Here is a 23,369-nt window from a genome sequence, read left to right as displayed (position 1 = left end):
AAGAACGATGCGAGCCTTCTTTATTTTTATTGCACTTATTTTCGTCGCCTCTGGCCCGCTTGGCGGGCCCTCCTTCGCTGCCAACCAGAAAGACATCAGCGATTGCGATCAAGACGAGAGTGACGATCTCAGGATCACCGGCTGCACCCGCCTCATCAACGCGCGCGAACTATCTACCCGGTCGATTGCTTCGGCCTACAACAAGCGGGGCATTGCATGGAAGCACAAGGGCGAGTTCGACAAGGCGCTCGCGGACTACGCGCAGGCGATCCGCATTGACCCGAAGCAGCGCTATCCCTGGCACAACCGGGCGCACCTATGGCTATCCAGGGAGCAGTATGACAAGGCCATCGCCGACTTCAACCAGGCGATCAAGCTGGATCCTGCCCACGCGGCGTCCTGGCGCGGTCGCGCCGATAGCTGGGACTACAAGAAAGAGCACGACAAGGCGATCGCCGATTATACCCAGTCCATCAAGCTCGACCCCAACGAAGCCTACGGCTTCAGCGGCCGGGCCGACGCCTACTACGGCAAGAAGGATTACGATCGCGCCATCGCCGACTACAGCGAAGCCATCCGCCTCGATTCCAAAATCAAGACCTTCTACAATGCCCGCGGCAATGTTTACGAAGCCAAGGACGATCACGATCTCGCCATTGCCGATTACAACGCAGCGCTCCGCCTCGATCCCAAATATATCGATGCATTGCGCAATCGCGGCGTCGCGCTGAACAACAAGGGCGAACACGATCGGGCCATCGCCGACTATGACGTCGTCATCCGGCTCAAGCCTGACGACGCCGACAACATCAGGCTGCGCGGCGACACCTGGAACAACAAGAAAGAATATGATCGCGCCATCATGGATTTTGACGCGGCCATCAAGCTCGATCCCAAAAGTGTCGAGGCCTTCAAGGGCCGCGGCAACGCCTGGAGTAATAAGGGAGATTACGACCACGCCATCGCAGACTACGAGGTTGCCGTTCGGCTCGAACCGGAATCTGCGAGCCATTACGTCAGCCGCGGCAATGCCTTCGAGAGCAAGGCCGAACACGACAAGGCAATCGCCGACTACAGCAAGGCAATCAGCCTCGACAAGAACTCCGACACGGCGTTTCACGGCCGCGGCAGTTCCTATGGCAGCAAGTTCGAGAATGACCTTGCAATCGCCGATTTCACGGAAGCCATCCGACTCGATCCGAAATATTCGGGGTCCTACGCCGCGCGCGGCCAGGCGTGGGAGCGGAAGGGCAACTACGCACGCGCACTCGCGGATCTCGATGAATCCATCCGAATAGACCCGACCAGCGCCGACAGGTATATCGAGCGCAGCGCCATGCTGAACAACTACGGCCAGTACGATCGCGCCATTGCCGACATCGCCAAGGCGATATCGCTGGATCCCAAGAATGCCAGCGCCTACAGCACCCGCGCCAATGTCTGGGAGAACAAGGGCGACCGCGCGCGGTCCCTCGCCGATCACAACGAAGCCGTCAATCGCGATCCCAAAAGCGCGTACCCGTATGGCGCGCGCGCCAACTTCTACAGGAATAGCGGCGAATGGGACCGGGCGCTGGCCGATTACAACGAGGCGATCCGTCTCGAGCCGAATTCGCCCAGCCGATACGGGAGCCGCGGCGACCTCTGGAAGGACAAGAGCGACTACGATCGCGCGATGCTGGATTACGACAAGGCGATCGGCCTCAATCCGCGATATGCCGCCGCTTACGATGCACGCTCGCAGGTGTGGAGAATCCGCCGTCAGGTCGATCATGCGATGACGGAAATCAATGAAGCGCTTCGCCTGCAGCCGAAGAACCCGAACTTCCTGACGTCGCTTGCCGACGTTCATCACGAGAAGGGCGAAATAGATCGCGCGCTCGCCCTTTATGGCGAAGCGCTCGCGCTCGATCCGACCCTCTCTTCCAGCTATGGCGGCCGCGGTGTCATCTGGTCCGGGATCGGCGAATACGATCGCGCGATGGCCGATTACGACGAGGCCATTCGTCTCGATCCCAAGTCCACCAGGCCACTCTCCGCCCGTGGCGATCTGTGGCGCCAGAAGGGCGATCTGGTCCGCGCGCTGAAAGATATCGACCAGTCGATCATGCTCAATCCGAACGATTTGATTGGCTATCTCTACCGCGGCGATGCATTGCGCTACAAAGGCGACTTCAAGGCGGCGCTGGCCGCCTACGATAATATGCTCAAGCGCGCGCCCGACGACATTCCGGGCCTGACCAGCGTCGGCCTGACCTACGAGAAGATGGGCGACCTGACGCGCGCGAAAGAGGCATTCCAGGCCGCAGTCGCGTCGAAATCGCAGGAACGTGCCAGCATCAACAATTCGGCCCTGGAAACCGCCCGCGCCCGCCTCGCCGCGCTCGACTCCGGCGCGCTGCAGCCGGCCATTCCCGCAGCCCCTTCCAAGGCGGCGTCCGCAACCTCGATCCCGACGCCGGCCGCCGTCGTTCCGACCGTGGTACCCAGCGCGGTCGTCCAGCAAGGCCGGCGGATCGCGCTTGTGATCGGCAACTCCAACTACAAGCACGTCCCCGCCCTCGCCAACCCGAAGCGCGATGCGGAAGCTATCGCGGCCTCGCTTCGCGCCGTGGGGTTCGAGGAAGTGACGTTGGTCGGCGACTCCGACCGCCGCCGCCTGCTCGATGCGCTGAAGACATTCGCCAGCAATGCCGAAAAGGCCGACTGGGCCATGGTGTACTATGCCGGTCACGGCATGGAGGTCAGCGGCGTCAATTACCTGATCCCGGTCGAGGCAAAGATCGCGGTCGATCGCGACATTCAGTACGAGGCGGTGCTTCTGGACCAGGTCATGACGGCGGTCGAGGGCGCCAAGAAGCTGAGGCTGGTCCTGCTCGATGCCTGCCGTGACAACCCGTTTGCATCCCAGATGCAGAAGACGGCGGCGGCACAGCCGCTGGCGGCCGCCTCCGCCAAGGGAAACAGTACCGCCACCCGCACCCGATCGGTCAGCCGCGGCCTCACCGAGGTCAAGGTATCCGGCGCGACGCTGGTGGTCTATGCGGCCAAGCACGGACAGACCGCGCTCGACGGCGAAGGCGGCAACAGCCCGTTTGCGGTGGCGTTTGCGCAGCGCATCGCGACGCCGAATGTCGAGATCAACAAGCTGTTCCGCCTGGTGCGCGACGACGTGATGGAGGCGACGGCGGGGCGGCAGGAGCCCTACACCTACGGCTCGCTGCCCGGCCGGGAGGATTTTTTCTTTCTGGCGAAGTGATTGCGCGTCGGGTCTGGCTTCGCAGGGTGGGTAGAGCGCAAGCGAAAACCACCCGGGGTGGCATTGGTTAGTTTCGCTTCGCTCTACCCACCCTACGTGGCCCTACCTGGCCTTCACTCTCCGAAATCCCATCGCCAGCGTATAGCGCTCCGAATTCCCCGCCGCGTAGAACATTCCGCGCCGTAAAGAATCTGCGTGAGAGTCAGAAAGCGAACGGAAGCCTCCGCAACTGTCAGCCATATCTGGTTAGACGCGGGGCCGATCCGCGTCGGGACCCCGCTATGACGGGGAATCCTTCCGTTAATTCAGTTTCGATTGAAAGGACGAAGACGCGTGAATCAAGCTAATACGAAGGAAATGAACGCCGACCCGAAAGCAGGAACCAATGAGAAGCGCTTAGGCATGCCGTTCCTTGCGGTGCCGGGCATTTTTGATGGGCTCGCCGAGCAGAGCATGACCCGGGCAAAAGAAAACATCGAGAAGATGAAAATGACCTCGGGAGCGATCAACGACGCTCTCCGGGAAGCCTATTCCGCTAACGCAAAGGGCGCTGCGGACTACGCCGCCAAGGTCATCGAATTCTCCGGCGCCAATACTACCTCCGCCTTTGATTTTCTGACCCATCTCCTCGGGATGAAGTCGCCCTCGGAAATCCTGCAGCTCTCCGCCGCGCAAGGCAGCAAGAGCTTCGCAGCCACGGCCGCGCAGAGCCGGGAGCTTTGGGAGCTCACGCGCAAGGTCGCGAGCGAGACCGCCGATCCGATCAAGAAAAGCTTTGCCAGCGTGCTGCAGAAGGCGGCCTAATTCTTAGTCTAAACCTTTGCAGCCTGCCGGGACCGGCTGGAACAAGCGCCCCCCGTGAGAAGGGCGTGTTCCAGCCGTTGGCGAAGCAATGTGCCGTCGGCACAAAAATCCAGCAACGGAGGAGGAAAAATGGGCATGGTCATGATCAAATGCCCCAGGACCGGGCAAGCTATCCCGACAGGCATGAAAGCGGACCGGGAAAGGTTTCGATCCAGCCCGGTGTTTTTCGCGCGCACCTTTTGCTTGATCTGCCAGGCCAATCACGAATGGTTTGCCCGGGAGGCCTGGGTTCGCGAGCCGGAAGAGAAATGGCGCATGCACGAAGCCGCATTCGCTCTGCAATCGGCGTAGAGCCGTTGGAGCGCTGCAATCCGGTCAATGGCCCCGTGGCCGTTGGCCGGTCGCTCCCTGCGTCGGTGCGCGCCGCCGCACTTCGTCCGCGTCGGCAAACAGGGGAACTTCAGCCCCAAGCGGTGGCGGCTTCATCTCCTCCATCAGGATGATACGATCGATTCTGCGACGCATGAGTTGGTAGCATTCGCATGCCGTCGCTTCGAGCCGCGGCCTGCCAATCTCGATCGAGCTGCGAGCATTGGATCGGATGGCGCCCGAATCGCGAAGCTTGGAAATGACCTGCGTCACCGTCGTCCGCCGCACGCCGAGAAATTCCGCAAGCGTCTCCTGGGTCAGCGGCAGGACATCCCCGTCGGCCCGATCGCGCACTTGCAGCAACCACCTCGCCAGACGCGCCTCGACCGAGTGCAGCGCATTGCAGGCCGCGACGTGCTGGAATTGCGCCATCAGTGCCCTGTTGTTCGTTTGAACCGCGCCGTTCAGGGCTATGCTGCGGCCGAGCGCCGCAAGAAATCGTGTTGGCGAAATTTGCAGCGCGAGCCCCGCCACCCGGACCACCGCTGTCATCGGAGAACGGGAAAACTCCAGAGTCGTCAGGAGGCCTACGGCTGCCTCATTGCCGACGACGGCGGTCGCAACCGTTTGTCCGCTCGGCATATCCATGATGAAAGCGATCAAGCCGCTAAGCGGGAAATAAATCCGTTCTATTGGATCGCCCGACCGCACCAGCACGGCGTCCCGTTCAAGCTCAACCAGTCGGAAATGACGCACAAGCAAATCGAGGTCTGCTGTCGGCAACGCAGCTAACAGTCGATTACCAACCCTGGTCCTCTGCTCCATCACGGGAATACTCCTTCCCAGACGGAGGCGCGGCTTGCTGCAGAATTCCCGGTGGCGTCAGGGCTGCATGCGGATGAACAGACCACGCCTGACTAATGAAATACGCCGTATGGAAGGAAAGTTCCAGGGGATTCGCACAAGACCTAGCGCGCCCGCTTCCGTCCCGCACTACAACCTCTGGGGATACTTAAAGTAATCGCGCCGTAAAGGTTGCACTCAAAGCTGATCGCGATGCCCGCGAAATCCCATCGCCAGCACGTAACGCTCCGAGGAATCCTGACGGCTGGAGGCCGGCTTGACGTGGCGCACGCTGGAAAAATCGCGCTTCAATTGCGCGACCAGTTCGGCATCGGCGCCGCTCTGAAAGGCCTTGGCCAGAAACGTTCCGCCGGGATTGAGCACGTCGGAGGCAAACGCTGCCGCGGTTTCGATCAGTCCGACGATGCGCAACTGATCCGTCTTGCGGTGGCCGGTGGTATTGGGCGCCATGTCGGACATCACGACGTCGGCGCGACCGCCCATCATGGCGATGAGTTTTTCCGGCGCGTCCTCGGCCAGAAAGTCGAGCTGGGCGAAATTGACGCCGGGAACTTCCGGCATCTCCAGCAGATCGATCGCCACCACCTTGCCCTTGCCGTTGACCGCGCCGACGCGCTTGGCGGCGATCTGGCTCCAGCCGCCGGGGGCTGCGCCGAGATCGACCACGGCGATGCCATGCTTGAGGAAATAATACTTGTCGTCGATCTCGATCAGCTTGTAGGCCGCGCGCGAGCGATAGCCGTCCCGCTTGGCCTGCGCCACATAGGGATCGTTGAGCTGCCGCTCCAGCCAGAGTTTTGACGACAGCTTGCGCTTGCCACCGGTTTTGACCGTGACATGCAGCCGTCCGGTGGTGTCTTTTGCCATGTTGATGCTTGTCTTGAAATGTCAGCCGAGATCCGGAGCCTGGAATCAATAGCACGGAACCGGATGGGCGTTGAAGCGAGTATGATGACGTGCCTACCTCGCCATTGCGGAGAATACCACCACGATAACGAGGACGGTTTCAGCAGCGAACATTTGCTCAGCCCCGTGACGTGCGTAGCCAACCAAATTGCGGCAGTTGACGAGCCAGTCTACGGCATAACCGGGACATGCAGCGGTCTTTCCCAGCGCAATTGTGAGGGTCGCGGGAAAAGATCGGCAGGCTTGGAACGGCTCGACAGTGATTGCGTTGCTCGGGAAGGAGCTGGGGCAAGTCATCAACCTGCAATCAGCGGAGAACAAAGATGGCAAACCCACGCCAGGAGGAAAAGTCTACGCAAGGCATGGAAGACGCGGCCCGCCGCGCCGGCGAGAGGACAGCCGAGCAAACCAACCGAATCAGACAAGCTGCTGCCGAGCAGACGGCGCGCGTCGCACAAGCGGCGGCTGAGACCGGAGGGGAAGTGTCTCGGGCGAGTGTAACTCTGCTGCGGCAGAACGCCGAGACGTTTCAGAACGCTTGGCGCTTCGGTCTCGATATGGCGACCACGATCATGGGTCGGTCTACGGACCAATTCAGTCGCGCGCTCGGTTTGTCGGGAGACGGAGTGCAACAGGCAACTGAACGCTCGGCCCGCAACGCCCAAGCGATATTTTACACCAGCACTACTGCAGCCAATGTAATGGGTGGGATGTCACAAGAGTATTTCCAGTTGGTTCGGCACCAGGTCGAAATGAGCATGGACCGGATGACAGAGTTGTGGTCCTGCCGAACTCCTCAGGACGTTGCGGCCGTCCAAAGTGACCTTGTGCGTGAGACCGTCGAAACTGTTCTGGAGAGCAGCCATCGAATGGCCGACATGTCGCTCAAATTGGCCGACGATGCCGGAAAGCAGATCAATCAAAAATTGGAAGAGATCCGGCGTGCCGCCTAGCCCGGCCTCCGGTTCGACTTTGACAATCAACACGCTCTGAGCGCGCCGTCCTCGCGCATCATCTCGACCAGCATGCCCTCGCGCAGCCCCCGGTCTGCGACGCGCAGCCGCGGCAGCGGGAAGGCATCACGGATCGCGTCGAGAATGGCGCAGCCGGCGAGCACCAGATCGGCGCGCTCGACACTGATGCAATTATTGTTGGCGCGCTCCTGATAGCTCATGCCGCGCAGCCGCTGGATCACCGTGGTGACGTCCGAACCGTTCATCCAGATGCCGTCGATGCGACGGCGGTCGTAGCGCGCCAGATTGAGATGGACGCCGGCGAGCGTCGTCACGGTGCCGGAGGTGCCCAGCATGTGCATGTCGCGCAAATCGGCGCCGTGCTCGGCGGCGAACGGCGCGACATATTGCGCGACTTCGCGCACCATTTGCGCATAGGATTCCGTGGTGACATTCCTGCCGCCGAAATGCTCGGCGAGCGTGACGACGCCGAGCGGGATCGACATCCACGCCTTGATCCGCGGCGGCGCATTCTGCTCGGCGGGATCGCGCTCGATCCGGACCAGTTCGGTCGAGCCGCCGCCGATATCGAACAGGATCGCGCCCCGCCCTTTTGCGTCGAGCAGCGGCGAGCAGCCGATCACGGCAAGCGTCGCTTCGGTCTCGCGATCGATCACCTCGAGCCGGATGCCGGTTTCGCTTGCGACACGATCGCGAAAGTTGTCGGCATTGGCGGCGGCGCGGCACGCTTCGGTTGCGATCAGCCGCAGGCGGCGGGCCTTGCGGTAGCGGATCTTGTCGCTGCAGATGCTGAGCGCTGCGATGGCGCGGTCGATCGCCGCCTCGCTGATGGAACCGGTTGCGGAAACGCCCTCGCCGAGCCGGATGATCCGCGAAAACGAATCCACCACGCGAAAACCATCGCCGGCCGGACTGGCGATCAAAAGCCGGCAATTGTTGGTGCCAAGGTCGAGCGCGGCATAGATACCGTTTGCCGTGGCCGCCGCAACCGACCCTGACGGGCTTGCGCAGGCCTCAAGACCTTCGCGCAGCCGCGTATCGTCATTCATCAAAACTGTCTTTCCGCGGCCGCTTCCGGGCCGCCGAAGAAAATTACCGTTCACGGAAACTTTAGCAGCGCCAAGGGGCTGCGCAACAACCCATCACATAGGACTATGCCCAATCAGGCGTTGTCCGGGATGTTACGGTGCGTTATCTGAGCGGGAACCCGCGGAACCGGGAAAAACCAAGCATTTCAGGTGTTTTTCGATGCAAGATCACACGCCAGCCTCGTCCCTGGACAACGCTATCGCACTGCAAAAATACGGTGTGGGGCAGCCGGTGCGCCGCAAGGAAGACGACACGCTGGTACGCGGCAAGGGCAAATACACCGACGATTTCACCCTGCCCGGCCAGGCCTATTGCTGGATGGTGCGCTCCAGCCATGCCCACGGAATCATCAAGGGGATCGGAACGGCGGCTGCCAAGGCGATGCCAGGCGTGCTCGGCGTCTGGACCGGCAAGGATCTCGACGCGGCCGGTTACGCCCCCTTCACCTGCGGCCTGCCGCTGAAGAGCCGGGACGGCTCGTCGCTGTTGCAGACCAACCGTCCGGCGCTGGCGACCGACAAGGTGCGCTTTGTCGGCGACCCCGTGGCCTTTGTGGTCGCGGAAACGCTGGCGCAGGCGCGTGATGCGGCGGAGGCGGTCGAACTCGACATCAAGCCGCTGCCTGCCGTGACCGATGCGGCGGAAGCCGCCAAGCCCGGGGCGCCGCTGCTCTACGATCACATCCCTGATAACGTCGCGCTCGATTATCACTATGGCGATACGGCCAAGATCGACGCGGCGTTTGCCAGCGCTGCGCATGTGACCAAACTCGACATCGTCAACACCCGCGTCGCCGTGGTGTCGATGGAGCCGCGCGTGGCGCTTGCGGCCTTTGACAAGGCGGCCGAACGCTTCACGCTGCAGGTGCCGACGCAGGGCGTCTCCGGCAACAAGGTGACGCTGGCGAAAATCCTCAACGTGCCGAACGACAAGGTTCGCATCCTGACCGCCAATGTCGGCGGCTCCTTCGGCATGAAGAACGTCAGCTATCCCGAATATACCTGCATCCTGCACGCGGCGAAGGCCCTGGGACGTCCGGTGAAGTGGACCGACGAGCGCTCGACCAGCTTCCTCTCCGACAGCCACGGCCGCGCGCAGCTCATGCACGCCGAACTGGCGCTGGACGCCGAGGGCAAGTTTCTCGCGGTGCGCCTGCAGGGTTACGGCAATCTCGGCGCCTACATCACCGGCGTCGCACCGGGCCCGCTGTCGCTCAACACCGGCAAGAACCTCGCCAGCGTCTACCGCACGCCGCTGCTCGGCGTCGACATCAAGACGGTTTTGACCAACACCACGCTGATGGGCGCCTATCGCGGCGCCGGCCGGCCCGAGGCCAACTACTACATGGAGCGGCTGATCGACCGCGCCGCCGATGAGATGGGCATCAACCGTCTCACGCTGCGCAAGCGCAACTTCATCAAGCCGGCGCAACTGCCGTTCGCGGCGGCCTCCGGCGTCACCTATGACAGCGGCGATTTCGCGGGCGTCTTCAACAAGGCGCTGGAGATTTCCGACCACGCCAATTTTGCGAAGCGCAAGAAAGAGAGCAAGAAGAACGGCAAGCTGCGCGGCATCGCCGTCGGCTCGTATCTGGAAGTGACCGCACCGCCGAGCGGCGAACTCGGCAAGATCAGCTTCGAACCTGATGGTTCGGTGAAGCTGACGACCGGCACGCTCGATTACGGCCAGGGCCACGCCACGCCATTCGCGCAAGTGCTGTCGGCGCAGCTCGGCGTTCCCTTCGACAAGATCACGATGGAGCAGAACGACAGCGATCTCGTCCGTTTCGGCAACGGCACCGGCGGCTCGCGCTCGATCACGGCGACGGGTCAGGCGATCGTGGAGGCTTCTGCGCTCGTGGTCGCAAAAGGCAAGCAGGCCGCCGCGCATCTGATGGAGGCGTCCGAAGGCGATATCGAATTCGCACAAGGCCGCTTCACCATCGCCGGCACCGACCGCTCGATCGGCATCATGGAGCTGGCGCAGCGAATGCGCGAAGGCAGGATGCCCGAGGGCGTGCCGCTGTCGCTCGACGTCGACCATGCCACCAAGGACACGCCGTCCACCTTCCCCAATGGCTGCCATGTCGCGGAAGTGGAAATCGATCCCGAGACTGGCGTCGTGAGAATCGTGCGCTACTTCGCCGTCAATGATTTCGGCACCGTGGTCAATCCGATGATCGTCGCCGGCCAGTTGCATGGCGGCGTGGCGCAAGGCATCGGCCAGGCGCTGATGGAGGAAGTCAGCTACGATTCAAGCGGCCAGCCGATAACCGGCTCGTTCATGGACTATGCCTTGCCGCGTGCGGAAGACATCCCGCCGATGGAAGTCGGCGACCATCCCTCGCCCGCAAAATCCAATCCGCTGGGCACCAAGGGCTGCGGCGAAGCCGGCTGCGCCGGCAGTCTCGTCTGCGTCGTCAACGCCGTGGTCGACGCGCTGTCGGACTACGGCATCACCCATATCGACATGCCGCTAACGCCGGAACGTGTGTGGCGGGCGATCCAGGATGCGAAGGCGGCTTGAAGTAATTGAACGTCGCCCGCCAAACGTCATCGCCCGGCTTGACCGGGCGAATCCGCCCAGTATTCCAGAGACGTCAGCGATAGAACCGAGAGGCCGCGGCGTACTGGATGCCGGCCTGCGCGGGCATGACGAGTTGAGGATGTCGCGCCGCCCTGCCCTCTACGCCGCCGCCTGTTCACGCGGCTGGTAGATTGCGATGTGGTGGCAATGCGCCAGCGGCGTCTTGCCGTTGGCGACCACCAGCGCGTCGAGCTCGACGAAACGGTGACCCTTCTTGTCGTAATTTCCGATCACCTTCGCACGGGCCGTGATCACGTCGCCGGCCTTCGCAGCCGACAAAAGCTGCATGCGGCTGCCGACGTGAATCCAAGGGCCCAGGATGGCGTTGTCGGTCAGCGCCCGGTTCATTACCCGCTGCAGCAGGCCGGGATGACCCAATCCATCCTTTGCGTAGATCGGATCGGCTTCCCTGATGTCGGCAAGATATTCGCTCGCCGCCTCACCCGCCCAGTCGCGCGGCGTCGTGCCGAGCCACTTGCCGACTTCATAGGAAGCGCCATTGACCGGCTTGCGCTCTGCCACGGCCGCGACTTCCCTGTAATCGGTAAGCGAGAACGCCGGCGCAGACGCCGGCAATGACGCGGTACCGGTCGCGCAAAGCTCGCCGCGACTCTGAACCTGAATCGACAGCACGCCGTTGCTTTCCTCCGCCGCAACCTCGGCCATCTCGCCGTCATAGACCGGCTCAATGAAACGGGCCTCGATCAGGCCGTGCTCGAGGAACGCGCCGCCCCATTTCGCGACCGGCAGATGCATCATGTAGGCCATCACGTCGACACCCGGGACCAGCCCGCCCGAGAATCCGAACCGCTTTGCCACGGTGTCGTCATGCATCTTGTTTTCGGATTGTTTTGCGGTGTTGTAGGCTTGGACACGATACGGCTCGATGGGCATGCCGGTTTCCTCTTATTCTTGGTTGTTTTCAGCGATTTATCGTACGCAAAGAATGTACCGTGGCAAGCGTGTTCCGCCTCCTGTTTTCCTCGCATTCGGAAGTCGAATAGGCTACCACGCGCGGGCAAGAAAACGCTGCCGAGAATATGCCTGACGTGAACCCAACCCGCATCTATGTCGATGCCGACGCCTGCCCGGTGAAGGACGAGATCTATCGCGTCGCGATCCGGCACGGCCTGCCGGTCAGCGTGGTCGCGGGGAATTTCATCCGCGTGCCGCAGGATCCGCTGATCGAGCGTATCGCCGCCGGTTCCGGAATGGATGCAGCCGACGACTGGATCGCGGAGCGCGCGAAAAAAGGCGACATCGTCATTACCTCGGATGTCCCGCTTGCGAGCCGCTGCGTGAAATCGGGGGCCGAGGTGATTGCGCCGAACGGCAAGCCGTTCACCGAACAATCCATCGGCATGACGCTGGCGGTGCGCAATCTGATGACCGACCTGCGCTCATCGGGCGAAGTCACCGGCGGGCCGAAATCCTATTCCCCGCGCGACCGCTCGGCATTCCTGTCGGCGCTCGACCAGGCCATCCGCCGCATCCAGCGCCAGCGGGCGCAACAGCCCGCGCAAGACCAAGGTTGAATCGAACGATGGCGCCGCCGCTGATCCAGTTGAAAGATATCCGGCTGACGTTCGGCGGCACGCCGCTGTTGTCGGGCGTGGAACTATCGGTTTCGTCGGGCGAGCGCGTCTGTCTGATCGGACGCAACGGCTCGGGCAAATCGACGCTCTTGAAGATTGCTGCCGGCCTCGTCGAGTCCGACGGCGGCAGCCGCTTCGTGCAACCCGGCGCCACCATCCGCTATCTGCCGCAGGAGCCTGACTTCGGCGACCACAAGACGACGCTGGCCTATGTCGAGGCTGGCCTTGGCCCCGGCGACGATCATTATCAGGCGCGCTATCTCGTGGAGCAGCTCGGGCTCTCCGGCGACGAAGACCCCGCGCATGTCTCCGGCGGCGAGGCTCGCCGCGCGGCGCTGGCGCGGGTGCTGGCGCCCTCGCCCGACATATTGCTGCTGGACGAGCCGACCAACCATCTCGATCTCCCGACCATCGAATGGCTGGAAGGCGAACTGGAAAGCCGGCGTTGCGCACTGGTCCTCATCAGCCACGACCGCCGCTTCCTCTCCAATCTGTCGCGCGCGACCGCCTGGCTCGATCGCGGCCAGATCAGGCAGATCGACCGCGGCTTCTCTGCGTTCGAAGCCTGGCGCGACGAGGTGCTGGCGGAAGAAGAGCGCGACCAGCACAAGCTCGACCGCAAGATCGTTAACGAGGAACACTGGCTGCGCTATGGCGTCTCCGGTCGCCGCAAGCGCAACGTCAAGCGGCTCGGCAATCTGCATGCGCTGCGCGACCAGCGGCGCGATTATCGCGGCGCGACGGGGAATGCCAACCTCGCCGCGGCGGAAGCCGACAAATCCGGCAAGCTCGTCATCGAGGCCAAAAACATCGCCAAGGCCTATGGCGATCGCACGATCGTCGATGGCTTTTCGACCCGCGTCCAGCGCGGCGACCGCATCGGCATCGTCGGCCCGAACGGCGCCGGCAAGACCACGCTGATCGAGATGCTGACCGGCGGCAGTGCGCCGGACAGCGGCACGATCCGGCTCGGCGCCAACATCGAGATGGCGACGCTCGACCAGCACCGCGAAAGTCTCGACCCCAAATCGACGCTGGCCGAAGCGCTGACCGGCGGACGTGGCGACCATGTCATGGTCGGCGGCAAGCCAAAGCACGTCGTCAGCTACATGAAGGACTTTCTGTTCGCGCAGGAACAGATGCGCACGCCGCTGGAGGTGCTCTCCGGCGGCGAGCGCGGCCGGCTGATGCTGGCGCGTGCGCTGGCAAAGCCTTCCAATCTTCTCGTGCTGGACGAGCCGACCAACGACCTCGACCTCGAAACCCTCGACGTGCTCGAGGAAATGCTCGGCGACTACGAAGGCACCGTGATCCTGATCAGCCATGATCGCGACTTCCTCGACCGCGTCGTCACTTCCGTGATCGTGCCCGAGGGCGATGGCCGCTGGATCGAATATGCCGGCGGCTACACCGACATGCTGGCGCAGCGCGGCGAGGATTTATCGCGGGAGGCGCCGAAGGTAACCACCGCCGAAGACAAGAAGGAAGCCAGGACGGCCGCGCCTTCCACGGCATCAAAGCGCCGGCTGAACTTCAACGAGAAGCACGCGCTGGAAACCCTGCCGAAAACGATCGCGAAATTGCAGGCCGAGATTGCAAAACAGCAGAAGCTGCTTGACGATCCCGACCTCTACACCAAGGATCGCAAGAAGTTCGACGCGGCCTCCACAGCGATTGCGAAGGCGCAGGAAGAGCTCGCGGCGGCCGAGGATCGATGGTTGGAGTTGGAAGTTTTGCGTGAGGAAATAGAGCAGGCTTGAGCGTAGGATGGGTGGAGCGAAGCGATACCCATCATGAACCAACCGTTGACAAGATTGATGGGTTTCGCTGCGCTCTACCCATCCTACGATTTCGAACAGAGAGAAGAGCATGACAACGCCCCTCGCCGCCAAAATCGCCCGTGAATACGGCACGCCCTGCGCCGTGATCGACATGGACCGCGTCGAGCGCAACATCGCGCGCATCCAGGTGGCCTGCGACACGGCCGGCGTCGCCAACCGCCCCCATATCAAGACCCACAAGAGTCCGCTATTGGCGCAGATGCAGGTCGCGGCCGGCGCGAAAGGCATCACCTGCCAGAAGCTCGGCGAGGCCGAGGTGATGGCGGAAGCCGGGATCGACGACATCCTGATCAGCTACAATTTGATCGGCGACGAGAAGATGGCGCGCCTCGCTGCACTGCAGGCCAAGGCCAACATGACGGTCGCCGCCGACAATTCGACGGTGATTGCCGGCCTGCCGCAGGCCGCCGCCGCTTCCGGCCGCCCGCTCTCGGTCGTGGTCGAATGCGATACCGGGCGCAAGCGCGCCGGCGTCGAGACGCCGGGCGAAGCGATCGCCCTCGCCCGCGAGATCGCGGCCTCGAAGGGGCTGAAATTCGCGGGCTTCATGTTGTATCCGACCGAAACCGGCTGGGCCGAGGCGCAGAAGTTCTTCGACCAGGCGCTAGCCGGTGTCCGCGCGCACGGGCTCGATGCGACGATGGTTTCGACCGGCGGCTCGCCAAATTTGAAGAACCTCGGCAAGCTCAAGGGCGCGACCGAGCATCGTCCCGGCACCTATATCTACAACGACCGCATGCAGGTCGCGGCCGGCGTCGCCGAATGGGACGATTGCGCGCTGAACATCTATGCCACCGTCGTCAGCCGCGCCGGTCCGGACCGCGGCATTCTCGACGCCGGTTCCAAGACGCTGACGTCAGATACCGGCGGCGGGCTCGAAGGCCACGGGCTGATCCTGGAGCACCCGGAGGCAAAGATCGCGCGCTTCGCCGAAGAGCATGGCTTTCTCGATCTCGCCCGCAGCAATACGCGGCCGAATGTCGGCGACGTCGTGCGAATCGTTCCCAATCACGTCTGCGTCGTCGTCAACATGATGGACGAAGTGGTAATGGTGCGCGGCGACGAAATCATCGGCACGCTGCCGGTGGCGGCGCGAGGGAAATTGCGGTAAGATCGTAGGGTGGGCAAAGCGAAGCGTGCCCACCACTGCTTGCGTCGCTCTTGATGGTGGGCACGCTTCGCTTTGCCCACCCTACGCGGTTAGCCACTTCAGCGCACCCCGCCCCGCTGCTGCACCCGTCGCGAACGAACCCTGCAGCAGATAGCCACCGGTCGGCGCTTCCCAATCGAGCATCTCGCCCGCCGCAAACACGCCGGGCAAGCGTCGGATCATGAAATCGGCATCGATCTCGCTGAATGCAATCCCCCCAGCGGTTGAGATCGCGCGCGCGATCGGGGCTATGCCGGTGAGTTCGATCGGGACGGCGTTGATGAGGTTTGCGAGATCGGCCGGCGACATCGACGCCAGCGAAACGCCAGATGCCTTGGCTGCTTCCTGCAGCAAGCCGATCGCGACCGGAGAAAGATTCGCGGCCTTGCGCAGAAAGTTGGACAGGGTTTGCTTTCCCTTTGGCGCTGACACTTTCGCGATGAGGTCATCGATGTTGAGATCGGGCCGCAGCGCGATGTGCAGCGTTGCCGACCCCGACTTGTCGATTGCCTCGCGCAACTCGGCGGACAGCGCATAGATCGCACCACCCTCGATACCCGAGCGCGTTACGATGGCCTCGCCACGAACGTTGTCCGAGCCAAAGTTTAACCCGATGCCCTTGAGCGGCTGGCCTTGGAACCTGTCTCGGAATATCTCCGACCAGCTTACGGTAAAGCCGCAATTGGCCGGTCTGAGCCGGGATATCTGCACACCTCTCGCAGCGAGCGCTTCCGCCCATGCGCCATCGGAGCCCAGCCGCGGCCAGCTTGCGCCGCCAAGGGCCAGCACGGTCGCGCGCGGTTCGACGGCGACTGATCCGTCCGGTGTTTGAAAGCACAGACGGCCCCGCTCGTCCCAACCGGTCCAGCGATGACGTAGCGCCAACTTTACGCCCTGCGAGTCCAGCCGCCGCAGCCACGCCCGCAGCAAGGGGGACGCCTTGAAGGCTTTCGGAAACACCCTCCCGCTGGAGCCGACAAACGTCTCCTGCCCCAGCGCCTCGCTCCATTCGCGCAGGGCGCTCGGCGGGAATGCTTCGATGGCGGCTTTCAGATGCGGCATCGCCTCGCGGTAGCGCGCAAGGAATTGCGGCAATGGCTCGCTATGCGTGAGGTTCAGCCCGCCTCGCCCCGCCATCAGGAATTTGCGGCCGACGGAGGGCATCGCGTCATAGATGGTGACTTCGGCGTCGCCCTGCGCGAGCACTTCGGCCGCCATCAGGCCAGCGGGACCTGCGCCGATGACAGCGACGTTCTTGGGAGATGATGACATGGCGGGAGTGTAGCCGGATCGACGGTTCGTAGGGTGGGCAAAGCGAAGCGTGCCCACCAACCTTTTTTCGACTCAAGAATGGTGGGCACGGCGCAAGTGCGCCTTTGCCCACCCTACGAACACCGGCGCTACAGCTTGATCCCTGCCCGTGCAGCAGCCTGGGCTACGTACTTCTGCGTCTGCTCGAACGCGCCCTGCAACGCCTTGGCCTTGGACACATCATCAATCTCGGCAAAATGCGCGGCGATCGCATCCGGCGTCCAGTCGGACTGAGCGAGATTGACGCCTTCGGTCTCGATGATCTTGATTACCGCGAACGAACCGGCGCCGGCGCCCATGATGGTGCGGGTCGGCGCATCCTCGCTGAGCAGGAATTCCACCGCCGGCGTGATGGCCTCGGGGCGCATCAGGGCGAGCGCCTGCGGCGGCAGCAGCTCTTCCGTCATCCGCGTCGCCGCGGTCGGCGAGATCGTGTTGACGCGGATGTTGTTCTTGCGGCCTTCCTCGGCCAGCACGTTCATTAGGCCGACCATCCCGGCTTTGGCCGCGCCGTAATTGGCCTGGCCGAAATTGCCGAACAGGCCCGATGAGGAGGTGGTCAGCACAATGCGGCCGTAGTTGCGCTCGCGCATGCCATCCCACACCGCCTTGCAGCAGTAAAACGTACCGACGAGATGGACGTCGAGCACCTTTGCGAAGTCCGCGACCTCCATTTTTGCAAACGACTTATCACGCAGGATGCCTGCATTGGCGCAGAGCATGTCGACGCTGCCCCACTCTTTCGTGGCACGCTCCACCATTGCCCTGACCTGAGTGAAATTCGAGACGTCGGCGCCGTCAGCCATGGCGATGCCGCCGGCTTTGCGGATCTCCTCAACCACGGCCTCCGCGGGCGAGAGCGAGCCACCGGTGCCGTCGCGAGCGCCGCCGAAATCGTTGACCACCACCTTGGCGCCGCGGCTTGCCAGCCCCAGCGCATGCGCCCGTCCCAGACCATTGCCCGCGCCCGTGACGATAGCGACGCGTCCGTCAAACCTGATTGCCATGCGAAATTCCCTAGTTTCTTCTTCCTTCTCCCCTTGTGGGAGAAGGTGGCGCGAAGCGCCGGATGAGGGGTTCTTTCGGCTGGCGTGCTTGCGGAGAGAACCCCTCACCCGTCGCCGAACTGCGTTCGGCGCCACCCTCTCCCACAAGGGGAGAGGGTAACACCGAGCCCGCGTTTGACCGTTTTTGAGCAGCGATGGATTGCCGGGTCAAGCCCGACAATGACAGAGAAAGCCTAATTGAAATAGATCAGCCCGATCCAATCGGCCACCAGCGCAGGCTTTTCCTCGCCCTCGATCTCGACGGTGACGTTGGTGCGCGATTGCAGCTCCTTCGGCTTGCGCAGCTTGGCCTCGACAAGCGTAAAGCGGCCGCGGACGCGCGAGCCGGCGCGCACCGGCGAGAGGAAACGCAGCTTGTCAAAGCCGTAGTTGACGCCCATCGCGGTGCCTTCGATGACCGGCATCACTTCGTAGGACATGATGCTCATCAACGACATCGTGAGGAAGCCATGCGCGATGGTGTTGCCGAAGGCGGTTTCCTTTTTGGCGCGTTCCGGATTGACATGGATGAACTGATGGTCCTCGATCACGTCGGCGTAGACGTTGATCCGGCTCTGGTCGATCAGGTGCCATGACGACACCCCGATCTCCTTGCCGACCATGGCCTGATAGGCCTCAAACGAGACCGGCGGCTTCTTCCAGACTTCATTCATTGATTAGCTCTCCAGCCCGGCGGTCCGCACCTTCTGCAGCTCCGGGAATTCGTCTTCGCGGAACTCAGAACCGCGCAGCGTATCGTCTCTGACATTATCATGTTCGAGCCGGCGCAACTGCACGCGGCGGATCTTTCCGGAAATCGTCTTCGGCAGCTCCGTCACCAGTTCGATCTTCCGGATGCGCTTGAACGGCGCCAGCCTTGTGTGCAGATGCTTGAAGATCGACAGCGCAGTTTCCGGCGAACGCTCCACGCCCGACACCAGCAGCACATAGGCCTTCGGGATCGCCAGCCGGATCGGATCGGGGCTTGGCACGACGGCGGCCTCGGCCACCGATTCATGCTCGAGCAGCACGCTTTCCAGCTCGAACGGGCTGATGCGGTAGTCGGACGATTTGAAGACGTCGTCCGATCGGCCAACGAAAGTGAGATAGCCCTCCTCGTCGGCGAATACCACGTCGCCGCTGCGGTAGAGATCGCCATCCGCGCCACTCAGCTTGCCGTCCTCGCCCTGATAGCCCTGCATCAGGCCCGCCGGGCGGTCGGCGCCGAGCACCAGCGTCACTTCGCCCTCCTTCGTGATGGAGCCGTCATTGTCGGTGATCTGCACGCGGTAGCCGGGCAGCGGGCGGCCCATTGAGCCGACCTTGACCTTCTGGCCCGGCGAGTTGCCCGCGAGCGCAGTCGTTTCGGTCTGGCCATAGCCGTCGCGGATGGTGAGGCCCCACGCTGTCTTCACCTGATCGATCACCTCCGGGTTGAGCGGTTCGCCCGCCCCGCAAACCTCGCGCAGGCTGACCTTGAAGTCGGCGAGCTTCTCCTGAATGAACAACCGCCACACCGTCGGCGGCGCGCACAGCGTGGTGACGCCGCAGCGGCCGACGGTCGCAAGCAGTGCCTTGGCGTCGAAGCGCGGCTGATTAACCACGAACACGGTGGCGCCGGCATTCCATGGTGCGAAGAAGCAGCTCCAGGCATGCTTGGCCCAGCCCGGCGATGAAATATTCAGATGAACGTCGCCCGGCTGCAGCCCGAGCCAGAACATCGTCGACAGCGCGCCGACCGGATAGCTGCGCTGGCTGTGCCGCACCAGCTTCGGTTTTGCCGTGGTGCCCGAGGTGAAATAGAGCAGCATCGGATCGTCGGCGTTGGTCGATCCGTCTGGCGCGAACTCTTCCGACGTGTTTGCGGCCTGCTCGAACGGCAGCCAGCCATCGTGCTGTGACGTCGCGCCGACCACGATGCGGACCAGATTATCGCCCCCAAGCCCCGCAAACTTCGCGACCTGATCCTGCGAGGCCACCACCACCCTCGCCCTGCCGCGGTCGAGCCGGTCGCGTAGTTCGTCCGCCGTGAGAAGCGTGGTCGCGGGGATCACGACCACGCCGAGCTTCATCGCCGCCAGCATGGTCTCCCACAGTGGCACGACATTGCCGAGCAGCAGCAAGAGATGATCGCCGCGCCTCAGCCCTTGCGCGCGCAGGAAGTTTGCCACCTGATTGGAGCGGGCCGAGAGGGCCGCGAAGGAGAGCTTTGTTTCCTTGTGGCCGGCATCGACGATCCAGAGCGCGGTGCGGTCCCGACTGTCGGCATTCTCAGCAAGTTCCGCATCGAACCAGTCCAGCGCCCAATTGAAGGGAACCGGATCCGGCCAGCGAAATCCTTTTACGGCCGCCTCGTAATCGGTGCGGTGCTTGAGCAGAAAGGCGCGCGCTTCCTGGAAGGTCGTCATCAGGTCTCCGTTATTTCCCGGCGAGACTCCTAACGTGCTGGATAATCCCGGAAAAATCCACCCCACCATGGCCGGCGGCGTCGAACGCCTTGTAGATCTCCTGCGCGTGCTTGCCCAGCGGCGTCACGGCGCCGGCGGTGTTGGCAGCATCCTGCGCCAGCGTGAGATCCTTCACCATCAGCGCCGAGGCAAATCCCGGCTTGTAGCCGTTGTTCGCCGGCGAGGCCGGCACCGGGCCCGGCACCGGGCAATAGGACGTCAGCGCCCAGCACTGCCCCGAGGAGGTCGAGGCGACGTCGAACAGCGCCTGATGCGACAGGCCGAGTTTTTCCGCGAGCGCAAAGGCCTCGCCGACCCCGATCATGGAGATGCCGAGGATCATGTTGTTGCAGATCTTGGCCGCCTGACCCGCACCCGCCCCACCGCAATGCACGAGCTTCTTGCCCATGTTCTCCAGCACGGGCTTTGCCGCCGCAAAGGCCTTGTCCTCGCCGCCGCACATGAACGTCAGTGTTGCGCCCTTGGCGCCGCCGGTTCCGCCCGACACCGGCGCATCGATGGAGAGCGCGCCATGCTTGGCCGCCAGCGCATGTGCCTGCTTGGCGCTTTCGACGTCGATGGTCGAGCAATCGATGATCAGCGTGCCCTTGGCCATCGCCGGGATCACTTCATTCCAGACCGACAGCACATGCTTGCCCGCCGGCAGCATGGTGACGACGATTTCGGCGCCCTTGACGGAAGCTATCGAATTCTCGGCGATGGCCGCGCCGTCGGCTTTGGCCTGATCGCGCGAGGCCGCCACCAGATCGAACGCGGTGACCTTGTGGCCCGCCTTGACCAAATTGGCCGCCATCGGGCCGCCCATATTGCCGAGGCCAATGAATGCGATATTTGCCATCTCGAATCCTCCGCTTGGAATTTTTCTGGTTTGGTCAGCTAAATCTGAGTTCGTCGGCGCCGATCTCGGCGAAGTAGGGCGCGACCATTTCCGGCGTCACGTCCTCGATCCGCGACGGCGACCATTGTGGATTGCGGTCCTTGTCGATCACCGCGGCGCGCACACCCTCGCGGAAATCGTCGCTGGCGAAGACTTCCAGCGCTGCGCGATATTCCCGCACCAGGCATTCCTCCAGCGAACGGGCCGTACGCGCCAGCCGCAGCAGTTTCAGCGTTACCACCATGCCGCGCGGCGATTTCTCGTTCAGCGTCTTCAAGGTCGCCTGCGCGAACTCTGAACCATCGCGCTTCAACGCCGCAACGATGTCTTCCATGCGATCGTGGGAGAACAATGCATCGATCTTCGCCTGCTGCGCTGCGACCGGCCCGCCCGTCTCTCCGGTCGAGAAGCCGTCAATCAGTTTCCCGATATCCGCCGATGTTGCGCCGAGCTTCACCTTCGTTAGCGCCTCGCGCAGGGCCGGCAGCTTTGATGACGGCACCACCGCATCGGCGAACTTTGCATGGATCGCGTCCGGGCCATTCATGGTCTGCCCGGTCAATCCGAAATAGGTGCCGATCTCACCCGGCGAATGCGACAGCAGCCAGGTGCCGCCGACATCGGGAAAGAAGCCGAGGCCAACCTCGGGCATCGCCAGTTTCGTCTTGTCGGTGACGACACGATGGCTCGAATGCGCCGACAGCCCGACGCCGCCGCCCATCACGATGCCATCCATGAAGGCGACGTAGGGTTTGGGGAATTTCTTGATGCGGGCGTTGAGGATGTATTCATCGCGCCACAGGATCTTGCCGAGATCGCCCTTCACCTTGGAGCTTTCCCAGAGAGCGCGGATGTCGCCACCGGCGCACAAGCCGCGCTCGCCAGCGCCTTCCAGCACGATCACCGCAATATCGGGATCCGACTCGAACGCGTCGAGCGCCTTGTCGATGTCGTGGAACATCTCCAGCGTCACGGCATTGATCGCCTTCGGCCGGTTCAGGCGGAGGATGCCGGCTGAGCCTTCCTTGCGCGCGATCAGGTCGCCCTCTGCCACAGCCGCATCCGTCATCGCGCGCCCTCGATCAGCTTGCGCGACACGATCAGCCGCATGATTTCGTTGGTCCCTTCCAGAATCTGATGCACGCGAAGGTCACGCACGATCTTCTCGATGCCGTATTCGCTGAGGTAGCCGTAGCCGCCGTGCAATTGCAGCGCCTGGTTGGCGACTTCGAAGCCAACGTCGGTACCAAAACGTTTTGCCATGGCGCACAGCATGGTGGCGTCGGCATCCTTGCGGTCGAGCGCTGCGGCGGCACGCCAAACAAAAGTCCGCGCTGCCTCCAGTTCGGTCGCCATGTCGGCGAGGCGGAACTGCAGCGCCTGGAATTCATCGAGCCGCTTTCCGAAGGCTTTTCGCTCCTTCATGTAGGCCAGCGATTTTTCCAGCGCGCTTTGCGCGCCGCCGAGCGAACAGGCCGCGATGTTGATGCGGCCGCCGTCGAGCCCGGCCATCGCGATCTTGAAGCCGATGCCCTCGTCGCCGAGTCTGTTTTCGACCGGCACGCGGGCATTCTCAAAAATCACCGCGCGGGTCGGTTGCGCGTTCCAGCCCATCTTGCGCTCATTGGCACCGAACGAGACGCCGGGCGTGTCGGCCGGAATGACAAGCGTCGAAATGCCACCGGGGCCGTCAGCACCGGTCCGCACCATCACGACATAGAGGTCGCCGCCGCCGGCGCCGGAGATGAATTGTTTCTGGCCGTTGAGCACATAGTGGTCGCCGTCGCGCACCGCGCGGGTGCGCAGCGCCGCGGCATCCGAGCCGGAGCCCGGTTCGGTCAGGCAATAGCTCGCCAAGAGTTCCATCGTGCAGAGCTTTGGCAGCCATTTCTGGCGCTGGGCGTCGTTGCCGTAGGCATCGATCATCCACGATGCCATGTTGTGGATCGAGATGAAGGCCGACACGGTCGGACAACCGGTTGCGAGCGCCTCGAAGATCAGCGCGGCGTCGAAGCGGGTCATGGCGGAGCCGCCGACGTCGTCCCTGATATAGATGCCCCCGATGCCGAGGCTTGCGGCCTCGCGCATCACATCGACCGGAAAATGCTTCTCCTCGTCCCAGCGCAACGCATGGGGCGCGATCTTCTCCGCGGCGAATTCGCGCGCCATGTGGCGAACCGCCGCCTGGTCCTCATTGAGAGCGAACTGCATCTCCGCGCCCCGGCTATGA

General features: G+C 63.0%; 19 protein-coding genes. 8 read left to right on the top strand and 11 right to left on the bottom strand.

Features of this window, described 5'->3' with window-relative positions; all coding sequences use genetic code 11:
* Positions 1-7 precede the first annotated feature (7 nt).
* From IVB22_RS02460 to IVB22_RS02450, 3 genes are all read left to right on the top strand, one after another.
* Positions 8-3,259 carry a tetratricopeptide repeat protein gene (locus IVB22_RS02460; RefSeq protein ID WP_247515721.1) on the top strand — a complete coding sequence of 1,084 codons (3,252 nt, stop codon included), beginning with the start codon at positions 8-10 and terminating at the stop codon, positions 3,257-3,259.
* Positions 3,260-3,661: 402 nt separating this feature from the next.
* Complete coding sequence (locus IVB22_RS02455; RefSeq protein WP_247515720.1) at positions 3,662-4,063, top strand: phasin family protein; 402 nt, start codon at positions 3,662-3,664, stop codon at positions 4,061-4,063.
* 90 nt (positions 4,064-4,153) lie between these two features.
* A complete protein-coding gene (locus IVB22_RS02450; protein ID WP_374207438.1) occupies positions 4,154-4,414 on the top strand; it encodes a hypothetical protein in 261 nt (86 codons plus the stop codon).
* A gap of 24 nt (positions 4,415-4,438) precedes the next feature.
* Here IVB22_RS02450 and IVB22_RS02445 read toward each other — a convergent pair whose 3' ends face one another.
* Both IVB22_RS02445 and IVB22_RS02440 read right to left on the bottom strand, forming a co-directional pair.
* Positions 4,439-5,257, bottom strand: coding sequence for a Crp/Fnr family transcriptional regulator (locus tag IVB22_RS02445; RefSeq protein ID WP_247515958.1), 819 nt, complete (start codon positions 5,255-5,257; stop codon positions 4,439-4,441).
* Between the two features lie 216 nt (positions 5,258-5,473).
* Entirely contained in the window at positions 5,474-6,163 is a 690-nt protein-coding gene (locus IVB22_RS02440) for an RlmE family RNA methyltransferase (RefSeq protein WP_247515719.1), read from the bottom strand.
* Between the two features lie 362 nt (positions 6,164-6,525).
* On the opposite strand from IVB22_RS02440, the gene IVB22_RS02435 reads away from it, so the two are divergent.
* Positions 6,526-7,155: a phasin family protein gene (locus IVB22_RS02435; RefSeq protein WP_247515718.1), complete on the top strand. Its 630-nt coding sequence runs from the start codon at positions 6,526-6,528 to the stop codon at positions 7,153-7,155.
* Positions 7,156-7,181: 26 nt separating this feature from the next.
* Here the strand turns inward: IVB22_RS02435 and IVB22_RS02430 are convergent, their stop codons facing one another.
* A complete protein-coding gene (locus tag IVB22_RS02430; protein WP_247515717.1) occupies positions 7,182-8,225 on the bottom strand; it encodes a Ppx/GppA phosphatase family protein in 1,044 nt (347 codons plus the stop codon).
* A gap of 199 nt (positions 8,226-8,424) precedes the next feature.
* Here IVB22_RS02430 and IVB22_RS02425 point away from each other — a divergent pair, with 199 nt between their 5' ends.
* Positions 8,425-10,791: a xanthine dehydrogenase family protein molybdopterin-binding subunit gene (locus IVB22_RS02425; RefSeq protein ID WP_247515716.1), complete on the top strand. Its 2,367-nt coding sequence runs from the start codon at positions 8,425-8,427 to the stop codon at positions 10,789-10,791.
* Positions 10,792-10,950: 159 nt separating this feature from the next.
* Here IVB22_RS02425 and IVB22_RS02420 read toward each other — a convergent pair whose 3' ends face one another.
* Positions 10,951-11,745, bottom strand: a complete 795-nt coding sequence (locus IVB22_RS02420) for a hypothetical protein (RefSeq protein ID WP_247515715.1) — start codon at positions 11,743-11,745, stop codon at positions 10,951-10,953.
* A gap of 155 nt (positions 11,746-11,900) precedes the next feature.
* Here IVB22_RS02420 and IVB22_RS02415 point away from each other — a divergent pair, with 155 nt between their 5' ends.
* The 3 genes from IVB22_RS02415 to IVB22_RS02405 all read left to right on the top strand — a co-directional run bounded on the left by IVB22_RS02415 (position 11,901) and on the right by IVB22_RS02405 (position 15,398).
* Positions 11,901-12,386: a YaiI/YqxD family protein gene (locus IVB22_RS02415; protein ID WP_247515714.1), complete on the top strand. Its 486-nt coding sequence runs from the start codon at positions 11,901-11,903 to the stop codon at positions 12,384-12,386.
* An 8-nt stretch (positions 12,387-12,394) separates the two neighbouring features.
* A complete protein-coding gene (locus tag IVB22_RS02410) occupies positions 12,395-14,206 on the top strand; it encodes an ABC-F family ATP-binding cassette domain-containing protein (protein ID WP_247515713.1) in 1,812 nt (603 codons plus the stop codon).
* A gap of 109 nt (positions 14,207-14,315) precedes the next feature.
* Positions 14,316-15,398 (top strand): D-TA family PLP-dependent enzyme, encoded by a 1,083-nt coding sequence (locus IVB22_RS02405; protein ID WP_247515712.1) that lies wholly within the window; start codon positions 14,316-14,318, stop codon positions 15,396-15,398.
* 81 nt (positions 15,399-15,479) lie between these two features.
* On the opposite strand, the gene IVB22_RS02400 is transcribed toward IVB22_RS02405, so the two are convergent.
* The 7 genes from IVB22_RS02400 to IVB22_RS02370 form a co-directional block, all read right to left on the bottom strand.
* Complete coding sequence (locus tag IVB22_RS02400) at positions 15,480-16,709, bottom strand: TIGR03862 family flavoprotein (protein WP_247515711.1); 1,230 nt, start codon at positions 16,707-16,709, stop codon at positions 15,480-15,482.
* A gap of 128 nt (positions 16,710-16,837) precedes the next feature.
* Positions 16,838-17,755 (bottom strand): SDR family NAD(P)-dependent oxidoreductase, encoded by a 918-nt coding sequence (locus tag IVB22_RS02395; RefSeq protein WP_247515710.1) that lies wholly within the window; start codon positions 17,753-17,755, stop codon positions 16,838-16,840.
* A 233-nt stretch (positions 17,756-17,988) separates the two neighbouring features.
* Positions 17,989-18,468, bottom strand: coding sequence for a MaoC family dehydratase (locus tag IVB22_RS02390; RefSeq protein ID WP_247515709.1), 480 nt, complete (start codon positions 18,466-18,468; stop codon positions 17,989-17,991).
* 3 nt (positions 18,469-18,471) lie between these two features.
* Positions 18,472-20,202 carry an AMP-binding protein gene (locus IVB22_RS02385; protein ID WP_247515708.1) on the bottom strand — a complete coding sequence of 577 codons (1,731 nt, stop codon included), beginning with the start codon at positions 20,200-20,202 and terminating at the stop codon, positions 18,472-18,474.
* Positions 20,203-20,212: 10 nt separating this feature from the next.
* Positions 20,213-21,100, bottom strand: coding sequence for a 3-hydroxyisobutyrate dehydrogenase (gene mmsB, locus IVB22_RS02380; RefSeq protein ID WP_247515707.1), 888 nt, complete (start codon positions 21,098-21,100; stop codon positions 20,213-20,215).
* A 34-nt stretch (positions 21,101-21,134) separates the two neighbouring features.
* Positions 21,135-22,208: an enoyl-CoA hydratase/isomerase family protein gene (locus tag IVB22_RS02375; protein WP_247515706.1), complete on the bottom strand. Its 1,074-nt coding sequence runs from the start codon at positions 22,206-22,208 to the stop codon at positions 21,135-21,137.
* Positions 22,205-23,350 (bottom strand): isobutyryl-CoA dehydrogenase, encoded by a 1,146-nt coding sequence (locus IVB22_RS02370; RefSeq protein ID WP_247515705.1) that lies wholly within the window; start codon positions 23,348-23,350, stop codon positions 22,205-22,207. Before IVB22_RS02370 ends, IVB22_RS02375 begins: the two co-directional genes overlap by 4 nt.
* Positions 23,351-23,369 lie beyond the last annotated feature (19 nt).

The organism is Bradyrhizobium sp. 190 (genome assembly GCF_023073415.1).
Lineage (GTDB): Bacteria > Pseudomonadota > Alphaproteobacteria > Rhizobiales > Xanthobacteraceae > Bradyrhizobium.
Note: the sequence above shows the minus strand (reverse complement) of the source record. Positions and strands in the feature narration are given on the sequence as shown.

Coding starts and splice junctions, on each gene's coding strand:
- IVB22_RS02460 (WP_247515721.1), top strand. CDS start 8: ATGCGAGCCTTCTTTATTTTTATTGCACTTATTTTCGTCGCCTCTGGC.
- IVB22_RS02455 (WP_247515720.1), top strand. CDS start 3,662: ATGCCGTTCCTTGCGGTGCCGGGCATTTTTGATGGGCTCGCCGAGCAG.
- IVB22_RS02445 (WP_247515958.1), bottom strand. CDS start 5,257: ATGGAGCAGAGGACCAGGGTTGGTAATCGACTGTTAGCTGCGTTGCCG.
- IVB22_RS02440 (WP_247515719.1), bottom strand. CDS start 6,163: ATGGCAAAAGACACCACCGGACGGCTGCATGTCACGGTCAAAACCGGT.
- IVB22_RS02435 (WP_247515718.1), top strand. CDS start 6,526: ATGGCAAACCCACGCCAGGAGGAAAAGTCTACGCAAGGCATGGAAGAC.
- IVB22_RS02430 (WP_247515717.1), bottom strand. CDS start 8,225: ATGAATGACGATACGCGGCTGCGCGAAGGTCTTGAGGCCTGCGCAAGC.
- IVB22_RS02425 (WP_247515716.1), top strand. CDS start 8,425: ATGCAAGATCACACGCCAGCCTCGTCCCTGGACAACGCTATCGCACTG.
- IVB22_RS02420 (WP_247515715.1), bottom strand. CDS start 11,745: ATGCCCATCGAGCCGTATCGTGTCCAAGCCTACAACACCGCAAAACAA.
- IVB22_RS02410 (WP_247515713.1), top strand. CDS start 12,395: ATGGCGCCGCCGCTGATCCAGTTGAAAGATATCCGGCTGACGTTCGGC.
- IVB22_RS02405 (WP_247515712.1), top strand. CDS start 14,316: ATGACAACGCCCCTCGCCGCCAAAATCGCCCGTGAATACGGCACGCCC.
- IVB22_RS02400 (WP_247515711.1), bottom strand. CDS start 16,709: ATGTCATCATCTCCCAAGAACGTCGCTGTCATCGGCGCAGGTCCCGCT.
- IVB22_RS02395 (WP_247515710.1), bottom strand. CDS start 17,755: ATGGCAATCAGGTTTGACGGACGCGTCGCTATCGTCACGGGCGCGGGC.
- IVB22_RS02390 (WP_247515709.1), bottom strand. CDS start 18,468: ATGAATGAAGTCTGGAAGAAGCCGCCGGTCTCGTTTGAGGCCTATCAG.
- IVB22_RS02385 (WP_247515708.1), bottom strand. CDS start 20,202: ATGACGACCTTCCAGGAAGCGCGCGCCTTTCTGCTCAAGCACCGCACC.
- mmsB (WP_247515707.1), bottom strand. CDS start 21,100: ATGGCAAATATCGCATTCATTGGCCTCGGCAATATGGGCGGCCCGATG.
- IVB22_RS02375 (WP_247515706.1), bottom strand. CDS start 22,208: ATGACGGATGCGGCTGTGGCAGAGGGCGACCTGATCGCGCGCAAGGAA.
- IVB22_RS02370 (WP_247515705.1), bottom strand. CDS start 23,350: ATGCAGTTCGCTCTCAATGAGGACCAGGCGGCGGTTCGCCACATGGCG.